12 protein-coding genes are annotated in these 11,322 nt (G+C 53.5%); 7 read left to right on the top strand and 5 right to left on the bottom strand.

The window, feature by feature from the left end:
* Positions 1–104: 104 nt before the first annotated feature.
* Positions 105–1,142 carry a magnesium/cobalt transporter CorA gene (gene corA / locus BDE01S_RS04370; RefSeq protein ID WP_066077853.1) on the top strand — a complete coding sequence of 346 codons (1,038 nt, stop codon included), beginning with the start codon at positions 105–107 and terminating at the stop codon, positions 1,140–1,142.
* Between the two features lie 149 nt (positions 1,143–1,291).
* Here corA and BDE01S_RS04375 read toward each other — a convergent pair whose 3' ends face one another.
* From BDE01S_RS04375 to BDE01S_RS04390, 4 genes are all read right to left on the bottom strand, one after another.
* A complete protein-coding gene (locus BDE01S_RS04375; protein WP_066077837.1) occupies positions 1,292–1,948 on the bottom strand; it encodes a DUF799 domain-containing protein in 657 nt (218 codons plus the stop codon).
* 2 nt (positions 1,949–1,950) lie between these two features.
* Positions 1,951–2,319, bottom strand: a complete 369-nt coding sequence (locus BDE01S_RS04380; protein WP_066077838.1) for a DUF4810 domain-containing protein — start codon at positions 2,317–2,319, stop codon at positions 1,951–1,953.
* Between the two features lie 9 nt (positions 2,320–2,328).
* Positions 2,329–2,997, bottom strand: coding sequence for a CsgG/HfaB family protein (locus tag BDE01S_RS04385; RefSeq protein ID WP_066077840.1), 669 nt, complete (start codon positions 2,995–2,997; stop codon positions 2,329–2,331).
* Positions 2,998–3,448: 451 nt separating this feature from the next.
* Entirely contained in the window at positions 3,449–4,159 is a 711-nt protein-coding gene (locus BDE01S_RS04390) for an S-methyl-5'-thioinosine phosphorylase (protein WP_066077841.1), read from the bottom strand.
* A gap of 230 nt (positions 4,160–4,389) precedes the next feature.
* Between BDE01S_RS04390 and BDE01S_RS04395 the strand changes: the two genes are divergently transcribed.
* From BDE01S_RS04395 to efp, 3 genes are all read left to right on the top strand, one after another.
* Complete coding sequence (locus BDE01S_RS04395) at positions 4,390–5,520, top strand: M14 family metallopeptidase (RefSeq protein WP_066077843.1); 1,131 nt, start codon at positions 4,390–4,392, stop codon at positions 5,518–5,520.
* Between the two features lie 87 nt (positions 5,521–5,607).
* Positions 5,608–6,801, top strand: a complete 1,194-nt coding sequence (gene earP / locus BDE01S_RS04400; protein ID WP_082790417.1) for an elongation factor P maturation arginine rhamnosyltransferase EarP — start codon at positions 5,608–5,610, stop codon at positions 6,799–6,801.
* Between the two features lie 35 nt (positions 6,802–6,836).
* Positions 6,837–7,397, top strand: coding sequence for an elongation factor P (gene efp, locus BDE01S_RS04405; RefSeq protein ID WP_066077847.1), 561 nt, complete (start codon positions 6,837–6,839; stop codon positions 7,395–7,397).
* Positions 7,398–7,552: 155 nt separating this feature from the next.
* Here efp and dapC read toward each other — a convergent pair whose 3' ends face one another.
* Positions 7,553–8,752, bottom strand: a complete 1,200-nt coding sequence (dapC, locus tag BDE01S_RS04410) for a succinyldiaminopimelate transaminase (protein WP_066077856.1) — start codon at positions 8,750–8,752, stop codon at positions 7,553–7,555.
* A gap of 240 nt (positions 8,753–8,992) precedes the next feature.
* Between dapC and BDE01S_RS04415 the strand changes: the two genes are divergently transcribed.
* The 3 genes from BDE01S_RS04415 (at position 8,993) to guaB (ending at position 11,167) form a co-directional block, all read left to right on the top strand.
* The gene (locus BDE01S_RS04415) at positions 8,993–9,244 is read left to right on the top strand and encodes a type II toxin-antitoxin system Phd/YefM family antitoxin (RefSeq protein WP_066077849.1); all 252 of its coding nucleotides are present in this window, start codon (positions 8,993–8,995) and stop codon (positions 9,242–9,244) included.
* Complete coding sequence (locus BDE01S_RS04420) at positions 9,241–9,507, top strand: Txe/YoeB family addiction module toxin (RefSeq protein WP_066077850.1); 267 nt, start codon at positions 9,241–9,243, stop codon at positions 9,505–9,507. Before BDE01S_RS04415 ends, BDE01S_RS04420 begins: the two co-directional genes overlap by 4 nt.
* Before the next feature lie 196 nt (positions 9,508–9,703).
* The gene (guaB, locus tag BDE01S_RS04425) at positions 9,704–11,167 is read left to right on the top strand and encodes an IMP dehydrogenase (RefSeq protein ID WP_066077858.1); all 1,464 of its coding nucleotides are present in this window, start codon (positions 9,704–9,706) and stop codon (positions 11,165–11,167) included.
* Positions 11,168–11,322 lie beyond the last annotated feature (155 nt).

An 11,322-nucleotide genomic window follows, 5' to 3' on the forward strand; every position in this document is an offset into this window, starting at 1 on the left:
AATCTGCTTTTCAGACGGCCTCTATTTATGTATTTGCTATGAACTCTTCTCAATCATCTGCCGCCCAACCCTCTGCCGCAACACCTTACGAAGCCGATACCGAAATGCCGCTCGGTCAGGCTGCGCCGCGCAGCAATACCGCCGATGCGCCCAAGTGTGCCATTCACCAAACGCTGTATTCAGCCACGGGTTTCGCTCAACACGACTATATCCCCGCCGGAAACAAGCTGCCGCAAATCGCAGCGCCCGCGCAAGGCGAAACCAACTGGCTGCACTTTGTCGGCATCAACGATGCCGGCCTGCTCAAACACGCGCTCGAACCTTACGGCATTCACGATTTGGTGATTGAAGACATCCTCAGCCGCAAGCAACGCCCGAAAATCGAAGATTACGGCCATTATGTCTTTATTGCCGCGCAGGTGTACCGCTATTCCCCGCAAAAGCTGCATTCCGACCAAGTGTATCTGATTATCGGCCAAGATTTTGTGCTGTCGTTCCAGCAAAAACCATTGGGTCTGTTCAGCCGTTTCCGAGCCAAAATGAGCAGTAATCCGCTGGACATTCTGCATAAAAACGCCGCTTTTTTGACCTATTGTCTGCTCGACCTCACCATCGACGATTACTTTATCGTGCTCGACGAATACAACAACCGCGTCGAAGCTATAGACAAAACCCTGTTTAAAGACAACACAGGCGATGACCTGCTCGGCAAAATCCATCGGCTCAAACGCGATGCCGTCCGCCTGCGCCGCAGCCTGCAGCCGATGCGCGATGTATTGTACCAACTGGCGGTACGTAGAGAATTCGCCATTTTCCAAGAAGATACCGGCGTGTATCTGCGCGATGTGTACGACCACATCATGCAGTTGATTGAATCCCTAGATGCTTCCCGCGATACCGTGGTCGGCATGATGGATGTTTACCTGTCGTTCCAATCCAACCGCATGAACCAACAAATGCGCGTGTTGACCGTTATCACCATCATCTTTATGCCGCTGACGGTACTCACCGGCATTTACGGCATGAACTTCGACAATATGCCCGAGCTGCATTGGCATTACGGCTACTTTATCCTGCTCGGCGTAATGGCCGCCATTATCGCAGGATTGCTGATTTTCTTTTACCGGCGCAAATGGTTGTAATGTATAGTCGTTTCAATTTAGATTGAGACAAGGCAGTAAGCCGCAGGCAGTACGGAGAGTACGACAAGGCGCATCATCCTTATTTTAAATGATTATAGTTGCTAAGCCGTAATCTCGACAAGTATGTTTATAACAAGTCAAATCCGCACTTACTTAGGGGCAGACTGGTAATGCGGTGAACGGGGGCCGTAAAGAATGCCATTGGTGGTGCTTGGGGAGAGCAGTCGGCTGGCGGCTGTTTGCGCCATATCGTAGCCCCTGTCGCCCAATGTACCGGAAATTTGATCGACTAAAGCGCCAATCAGGGCACCGAATAAGCCGTTGTTATTGTTTTTGCCGGCCTCGTCCGAAGCGCTGGCCGAGCCTTGCCAGAGCGTTTTACCGTTGCGGGTATCGACCAGTTTGGCATCGGCTGTAACCGTGGTTACACTCTGAAGCACTTGGTATTTCGTGCCGTATTCTTTTACGGTGATGTATAAGACGGCATCATTACCGAAAATGTCACGCAACTTGTTTAATTTGACTGCATGGATATCGGCAGCATTGCTTAAACCGTTTTGCTTAAAAGTTTCCGTGGCAACTGCTACCGGGAAAACGTAGTAGCCGGCTTCTGAAAGCGGCAGGGTGGTGGCAGCCAGCATCCCCCATGTTGCTTTGACATCAGGCGACTCATTTAAAGGCGGCAGCACCAAGATGGATTTTGGATTGCTTTCTTTAAATGCGGTATAGTCGTAAGGCTGGGTGGTATGGGGCGTTCGGCAAGCTGCCAGAGCAAGTACAGCCAAAGGCAGCAAGATTTTCATCATCTTCATTTTTTCCCCTTTTTCGCTTTGTTTTTCATCAGGAAGTCCATAAATATGGAAGACTCCGGAAACAGATTTTTTTCGGCCTCAAATTGGGTATACGCGGCTTCCGGCTGCCCGGCGGCAACCATCAGCAAGCCCATATGGGCATGCGCACCCGGGGCTACAGCCTGCTGTTTGAGATTGGCTTCGTTAAAATATTTTTCCATCTTGGAAATTTGCTTGCCGAGGCTGCCGTCATCATTTTTCAAATGTTGGTAAACCGTATCATTGTAGTTTTTCCAATAATACATCGACTTTGGCGCGGAGCCGCAGGCGGCCAGCAGCAATGCGGCGGCTAAGGGCAGGGCGTAGGCGGTCAGAGTGTTTTTCATACGGCCTCCTTAGCGGTTGGGCTGCCAAGCGCCGCTGTCAATCGCTTGCACCAAGTTGTTGACGGCTTCACGTACGGCCAAATCCAATACTTTGCCATTCAGAGTTGCATCGTAGCCGGACGTGCCGCCGAAACCGATAATTTCGCGGTTAGACAAAGAATATTCACCCGCACCTTGAGTAGAGAAAACCACTTCAGAAGTTCGGACATTGACAACATTCAGGGAAACTTTAGCATAGGCAATCTGTGACTTGCCCCGTCCCAAAATACCGAACAGCTGATGATCGCCCACATCTTTACGGCCGAATTCGGTAACATCACCGGTAATGACGTAAGCCGCACCTTTCAAATTTTGCGCCTTACCGGAAATACCGGCTTCCTGTTTCAGTGCGCTTAAATTTGTGCGGTTTAATACGTTGAAGCGGTTGCTTTGCTGCAGGTGGGTTGCCAAGATGGTTTTGGCCTGGCTTCCGATGCGGTCTTCCCCGTCGGAAAACACACCTTTCTGGAAGCTGGAGCGGTTGTCGAAGCTGCCGATGGAAATCGGTGTCCGCACGCCGTTATATTGTGTGTTATATGAGCTTACTTTGGCGACTTCTAAGCTGCGCGAGGATTCAGTTGCACAGCCGGCCAGTAAGCCGAGGGCAATCGAGCAGGCGAGGGTGGTTTTCAGGGACATATTTTCTCCTTAGTTAAATAGAAACATTCAAATGTTAAAATCAGTTATATGGTAGATAAATGCAAGATAATGGTGGGCTTATTTACTTATTTTAACCATTTTGGCAGAAGAGTGTCAGTATATGTTGATTTGCTCTCTCGTTGCTTTATAAAAACAGCAAAGATTGGATGAAATCGACCGTTTTTTTATAGTCGGAGAAAGTAAATTCTGGTACAAGGCGGCGAACCGCAGACAGTGCAAGTAGTACGGCAAGGCGAAGTAACGCTGTAACAGATTTTAATTTTTCCGATTATATTTCATGTTCAGTATGTACGGCGGAGAGCAGAAAAGCCGTCTGAAAATCGAATTTTCAGACGGCTTTTCTGTATCTGTTTATGGTTTGCAGATAGGCGCACCGCAATCCGGGCGAAAGCAAAAGCAGCGGCGAATGAGGTTTACACCGCCGCTCCGTTTACAAATCCACCAGCAGGCGGCGGATGGTTTCGATGGTGGCGGCCGCATCAGACTGGCAGGCCTGAGCCTGGCTGCTCAAGCAGCGCATGCCGACGATGCCGCACAGATGGGCGTAATTCATGCCCAGTTCGTAGGCCAATACCGCTTCCGGCATACCCGTCATGCCCAAAATATCCACGCCGTCGTTGCGGTAGCGGCGGACTTCGGCCAGTGTCGGCCAGCGCGGGCCTTGCAGGCAGCCGTACACCGCTTCGCCGTAAAGCGGCGTATTCCGCGACTGCGCGTGTTGCAGCAGTTGACTGCGCAAAGTCTCAGCGTAGGGTGTGAGAAAATCCAAATGCTTAACCGGCTCGTGGCCGCCTTCGGAAAACGTGGCTTGGCGGCCATAGGTGTAGTCGATTAAGTCGTGCGGCATCACCAGCACACCGTTGCTCAAATCATCATTGATGCTGACAACGGACGAAACCGCGATAATGTCTGTTGCGCCCAGAGTGTGCAGCGCCCAGATATTGGCGCGGTAGTTGATTTCGTGCGGTGCAACGGTATGGCCGAAGCCGTGGCGCGCCAGGAAGACAATATCCTGCCTGCCCAAGCGGCCGGTTAATACCGGGCTGCTGGTCAGGCCGTAAGGGGTGCGCACGATGCGGCGGCCGCTGAGATGAAGTTCGGGCAGTCGGGTCAGGCCGCTGCCGCCGATGATGGCCAGCATGGTGTATCCTCCGGAAAGGGTGATAACGTAAAGGGTGATAATATGATGGAGAATACGGACGCGGCGGCCTTGCCGTGCCCGTCCGTATTCTATCCGCCTATAGTGTATCAGCTCCCGCGCTTTTTGTGTTGTTGCGCGGCAGGCGGGCGCTTGGCACGGAAAACCGTTTATAGGCGGGCGGAAATGCTTTAAAATAGCGGTATCTGTATGCGACGCTTTCCGAAAGAGCAATTATGAAAATCAGCACCCGATTTGACGGCGGCTCGGTCATCGTAAAAGACCTGAGCAACCCGGCCGATATCCGCCTCGCCCTGCGCCCCGACAACGCGGCGGATTTCGCACAATGGTTTTATTTCCGCCTGCAGGGTGCGGCCTATCAAAATTGCGTGATGCATTTCGACAATGCGGCCGAGGCAGCCTATCCCGAGGGCTGGGAAGATTATCAGGCCTGCGCCTCTTACGACCGCCGCAACTGGTTCCGCGTGCCGACCGCTTATGAAAACGGTGTGCTGACCATCAACCACACCCCGCTTTCCAACAGTATTTATTACGCCTATTTCGAGCCGTATTCCAGCGAGCAGCATCTCAACCTTTTGGGCGAAGCGCAAGGCAGCGGCCTGTGTCAGATTGACGATTTGGGCAGCACGGTAGAAGGGCGTGACATCAATCTGCTTACCATCGGTAACCAAGTGGAAAGCGATTTGAAAGTCTGGATGATTGCCCGCCAGCATCCGGGCGAAACCATGGCCGAATGGTTTATCGAGGGCTTGCTCGCACGCCTGCTTGACCCGCAGGATCCGACCGCACGCGCGCTGCTCGACCGCGCCACGTTCTATATCGTGCCGAACATGAACCCCGACGGCTCCGCACTGGGCAACCTGCGTACCAACGCCGCCGGTGCCAACCTCAACCGCGAATGGGCTGCACCTAGCCGGGAAAAAAGCCCGGAAGTGTTTGCCGTGCGCGAAAAAATGCAGGAAACCGGCGTGGATCTGTTTCTCGACATCCACGGCGATGAAACCATTCCTTTCGTATTCGCCGCCGGCACCGAGGGCATTCCCGCCTACAACGAGCGCATCGCCGCTTTGGAGCAGCAATTCAAAATTGCGCTCGAAGCCGCCAGCCCCGATTTCCAAGACGAATACGGCTATCCGAAAGATGAGCCGGGCCAGGCCGATATGCGGCTGGCAACCAACTGGGTCGGCCAGCAGTTCGGCTGCTTGGCCTATACGCTGGAAATGCCGTTTAAAGACAACCACAATCTGCCCGATGATGATTTCGGCTGGAACGGCCAACGCTCGCTGCGCCTGGGCGAAGCCATGCTTTCGGCCATCTGGCAGGTATCGGGCAGCCTGCGCTGAAACCGGCAGATAGAGAAAAAGCCGTCTGAAAAATGCAGATTTTCAGACGGCTTTGTAGAGTTTAGGCAAGCATGGCAAAAGGATGTTATGGCGCATTTTTCATTTCGGCAATCAGTATGCAAGACGCGGCAGATATTTGAGTCGGCCGCACCGGCTTGCTGGCTGTTTTGCAATGTCATCGACAATTTCGGCGATATCGGTGTGTCGTGGCGGTTGGCGCGGGCTTTAAGTCGTGAGCTGGGTTGGCAGGTACACTTGTGGGTGGATGATGTTGCTGCTTTGCGGGTGATTTGTCCGGATTTGCCTGATGTACCGTGTTTGCATGGCGGGATTGCGGTGCACCGCTGGCAGCCGCTGCTGGCGGAGGATGTGGCGGATTTGCCTGATCCGCAAATCGTGATTGAAACCTTTGCCTGCGAGCTGCCGCCGAATGTGCGTTCGGTGGTGCGTCGGGTGCGGCCGTTGTGGTTGAACTGGGAGTATTTGAGCGCGGAAGACAGCCATGAGCGGCTGCATCTTCTGCCTTCGCTGCAGGCCGACGGCAGCAGTAAGTATTTTTGGTTTATGGGTTTTGGCGACAAGAGCGGCGGTCTGATACGCGAGCGTGATTATTCAGACGGCTTGGCGGCGGCGGATAATCTTCGGGCAAGGCTTAATCTGCCGGAGAAAAGCGGCAGTGAGTGGCTGCTGTTCGGCTACCGCAGCGCGGTATGGGCGCGTTGGCTGGACACTTGGCGGCAGTGCGGCGAGCCGCTTACGGTTTATCTGGCGGGGCAGCAGATTATTGAGAGCCTGAAAGCAGCGGGGGCCATACCGGAAGATGCTTTGCCGGAGGATGGGGCGGTTTTTCAGACGGCCTGTGTGCGTTTGGTGAAGATACCGTTTGTGGCGCAGGAAGATTTTGACCGTTTGCTGAGTTTGCATGATGTGCTGATGGTGCGCGGTGAAGACAGCTTTGTACGCGCCCAGCTTTCGGGCAAGCCTTTTTTCTGGCACATTTATCCGCAGGACGAAAATGTGCATTTGGACAAGTTGCACGCGTTTTGGGAAAAAGCCGGTGCGTTTTATCCGCCCGGGCTTTTGGCGGCGCATCAGGCTTTGTCGGACGAGTTGAACGGCGGCACGGTTTTGGACGCGGCAAGCCGTCTGAAAAATTGGCAGACGCTGCTGGCCGGGCACGACAGCTGGCGGCAGGCGGCGGAGGCTTGGCGGGCGTTTATTGCCGCGCAGCCTTCCGCATTAGAAAAACTAGCCAAATTCGCCCAAGATAAGCTAAAATAGCGCGTTTATTTTTCACCTATCAACGGAAATTTATTATGAAAACAGCACAAGAACTGCGCGCCGGTAACGTATTTATGATCGGCAACGACCCGATGGTCGTACAAAAAACCGAATACATCAAAGGCGGCCGCAGCTCTGCTAAAGTCAGCATGAAACTGAAAAACCTGCTGACCGGCGCAGCCAGCGAAACCATCGTGAAAGCCGACGACAAATTTGATGTTGTGGTATTGTCGCGCAAAAACTGTACTTACAGCTACTTTGCCGATCCGATGTATGTATTTATGGACGAAGAGTTCAACCAATACGAAATCGAAGCCGAAAACATCGGCGACGCATTGAAATTCATCGTTGACGGCATGGAAGACCAATGCGAAGTGACCTTCTACGAAGGCAACCCGATTTCCGTAGAGCTGCCGACCATTATCGTGCGCGAAGTGGAATACACCGAGCCTGCGGTTAAAGGCGATACTTCCGGTAAAGTGATGAAAACCGCACGCCTGGTAGGCGGCGCCGAAATCCAAGTGATGGCTTACATCGAAAACGGCGACAAAATCGAAATCGATACCCGCACCGGCGAATTCCGCAAACGCGCTTAATCGCTTTTGCATTTTGCATCAAGAAAAGTCGTCTGAAAACGCAATATGGCTGTTTTCAGACGGCTTTTTTTATTTTTGAACACATTAAAAAAAGAAGATACCGCTTCCATCGGAGCAGCATCTTCTTTTTATGGCTTTACATCTAAAGCAGTCGTTTAGGCTTCTCCGCCCTGATACAGCGCCACGATGGTTTTCGCCGCTTTAACGCAGGTTTCGACATCGGCCACCAGCGCGATGCGGACATAGCCCTGGCCGGGGTTGCCGTGGCGGCCGTCTCTGGCCAGAAAGCGGCCGGGCAAAACCTGGATGGCAGCCTGCTGCCACAGCATGCGGGCAAAAGCCAAGTCGTCGCCGTCGGGGATTTTCAGCCAAACGTAAAACGAGGCATCAGGCGTTTTCACTTGGAATTTCTGCTGCAAAATCGGAATGACTTTGGCGAATTTTTCCTGATACAGGCGGCGGTTTTCGATGACGTGCTGCTCATCGTTCCACGCGGCGATGCTGGCGCGCTGCACCGGCAGGCTCATGGCGCTGCCGTGATAGGTGCGGTAAAGCAGAAAATCTTTCAGCAGGGCGGCATCACCGGCCACAAAGCCGGAGCGCAGGCCGGGTACATTGGAACGCTTGGAAAGGCTGGTAAACATCACCAGCCCTTTGTTGCTGCGTCCCAGTTCGGCAGCCGCCTGCAGGCAGCCTATGGGCTTGTTGCCGTCGAAATAGATTTCGGAATAGCATTCGTCGGAAGCAATCACAAAGCCGTAGCGGTCTTGCAACTCGAAAATTTCCCGCCAGTCTTCCAGCTGCAACACGCTGCCGCTGGGGTTATTGGGCGAGCAGACGACAACGGCTTTGGTGCGCCGCCAGACATCTTCGCCGATGCTGCGCCAATCGGGGTTGAACTTGGGCGCAGGGCAGTCGGCAAAATAGATTTCGCCGCCGCCGAGCAGCGTAGCGCCTTCATAAATCTGGTAAAACGGATTGGGGCTGATGACAACGGGTTTCTCTTCGCCCGCAACGGGGTCGAGCACGGTTTGGATAAAGGCAAACAGCGCTTCTCGGCTGCCCAATACCGGCAGGATTTCGGTATCGGCATCCAAGCTCAGGCCGTCGTAGCGGCGGCGCAGCCAGTCGGCGCAGGCGCGGCGCAATTCGGGCAGGCCGGCAGTCAGCGGGTAGGCGGCCAGCTCGGAGAGCGAAGCGGCCAGCGCATCGGTAACGACTTTAGGCGTTGCGTGCTTCGGCTCGCCGATATGCAGGGGAACGGGCGTCATACCGGCCGGCGCTTCCAAGCCTTGCATGGCTTCGCGCAGGCGGGCAAAAGGATAGGGTTGCAGTTGCTGGAGTAAAGAATTCATAGCGGCATCCAAACGGAAAATCAACGGCATATTAACATTTTTTCAGACGGCTTTGTTGACAATTTATGCGGGTGTGGGGGCAGGGGAAGGTGATTTTATCAGGTGTTTCAATGAAATGTGGCGGATAAAATAAGCATAATGCGGCGTTATTTTGCCTTTAACCTATATTTCCCTGCCGGATTGACAAACCTGTTTTCGTTGTACATAATCAAGTACAAAAGTTGATTAATGGAGATACCCATGTTTGCCGTTCATGCTTCTGATTTCCGCAAAAATATGGCGGCTATGCTGGATCGTGTCGCCGATAATGCCGAGCCGGTATTGATTACACGCAGCGGCGCGTCGGCTGCGGTATTGCTTGATATTGCCGAATACAACGCCCTGACTGAAACAGCTTATTTGCTTTCCAATCCCGCTATGGCCGCGCGTTTGGCTAAAGGCATTGCCGAAGTAGAAGCCGGTAAAACCACGATTAGAGAGTTGGCAGAATGACCCTGCACTTTACCGAAGATGCATGGGCCGATTATCTGTATTGGCAGCAAAACGATAAAGCGGTATTAAAACGCATCAATACGCTGATTAAGGATATGCAGCGCAATCCGTTTGAGGGCATCGGCAAGCCTGAGCCGCTGCGCCACAGCCTGAGCGGTTATTACAGCCGCCGCATTACTCAAGAGCACCGTATCGTTTACCGCGCCGATGATAGCGGTATTTGGCTGATTGCCTTACGCTTCCATTATTCCGAAAGCGATTGAGCGGGACGGCAAACAAGCGTCGTTCGATATGGATTTCAAGGTAAGTGTCGGGATATTCATGATGAAATAAAGCCGTCTGAAAAATCGCTTATCGAGCGTAGTCGGGTTTTCAGACGGCTTTTTTGCGGCTGGATTTTATGCGGGCGCGCATGGTATAATGCGATGCATCTTGCACAAACTGGAAAGCCCGAGCATCATGCGTATCGTAGAAAAAGCCTACACCTTTGACGACGTTTTACTGGTTCCCGCACATTCAACTGTGCTGCCGCGCGACGTCACGCTTCAAACCAAACTCACCCGCGAAATCTCGCTCAACGCCCCCCTGCTTTCTGCCGCAATGGATACTGTAACCGAAGCCCGTTTGGCCATTTCGATGGCGCAAGAGGGCGGCATCGGCATTATCCATAAAAACATGACGCCCGAGCTGCAGGCGCGTGCCGTTTCCAAAGTGAAGCGCCACGAAAGCGGCATCGTTAAAGACCCGGTGACTGTTGCGCCCGATGTGTTAATCGGCGATTTGCTGAAGCTGCGTGCCGAGCGCAAGCGCAAGATGTCCGGTTTGCCGGTGGTGGAAAACGGCAAAGTGGTGGGTATTGTCACCAACCGCGATTTGCGTTTTGAAAGCCGTCTGGATTTGCCGGTATCGGCGATTATGACCCCGCGCGAGTGTTTGGTAACTGTGGCCGAGGGTACAAGCATTGAAGAAGCCCGCGAATTGATGCATCAGCACAAAGTCGAGCGCGTGTTGGTGTTGAATGATAAAGACGAGCTCAAAGGCTTGATTACGGTAAAAGACATCGTGAAAACCACCGAGTTTCCGAATGCCAACAAAGATGCCGAAGGCCGTTTGCGCGTAGGCGCGGCGGTGGGTACGGGCGGCGATACCGAAGAGCGTGTCAAAGCCTTGGTGGAAGCCGGTGTGGACGTGATTGTCGTCGATACCGCCCATGGCCACAGCCAAGGCGTGATTGACCGCGTAAAATGGGTGAAGCAAAACTTCCCGCAAGTGCAGGTGATTGGCGGCAATATCGCTACGGCCCAAGCCGCTTTGGACTTGGTGGCTGCCGGTGCGGATGCGGTTAAAGTGGGTATCGGCCCGGGCTCGATTTGTACCACCCGTATCGTGGCGGGCGTAGGCGTGCCGCAACTGACGGCCATTCACAATGTGGCCGAAGCCTTGAAAGGCACAGGCGTGCCTCTGATTGCCGACGGCGGTATCCGCTTCTCCGGCGACATTGCCAAAGCCTTGGCTGCCGGCGCGTATTGCGTGATGCTGGGCGGTATGTTCGCAGGCACGGAAGAAGCCCCGGGCGAAATCGAGCTGTATCAAGGCCGCTCTTACAAATCTTACCGTGGCATGGGTTCGCTGGGTGCAATGAGCCAAGGCTCGGCCGACCGCTATTTCCAAGATAAAACCGACAATACCGATAAATATGTGCCGGAGGGTATCGAAGGCCGCGTGCCGTTTAAAGGCCCGATTATCAACATTATCCACCAGCTGCTGGGCGGCCTGCGCTCCAGTATGGGCTATCTGGGCTGCGCCAGCATTTCGGAAATGCACGAAAAAGCCGAGTTTGTGGAAATCACTTCTGCCGGTATGAGCGAATCCCACGTTCACGATGTGCAGATTACCAAAGAAGCGCCGAATTACCACCGCTAATCCGTGTGTGTAGTACGCTTTTCAGCCGTTGCGGCTAAAAAGCGGCGCAGTATCAAAAAGCCGTCTGAAAATGGATTACCGAGCGTAACCGATTTTTCAGACGGCTTTTTTTTTGTCAATCGCGGCGGCTTTCATCGGTATAGTCGGAGAAGTTA

It is taken from the genome of Bergeriella denitrificans NBRC 102155 (assembly GCF_001592185.1).
GTDB classification, from domain to species: Bacteria; Pseudomonadota; Gammaproteobacteria; order Burkholderiales; family Neisseriaceae; genus Neisseria; species Neisseria denitrificans.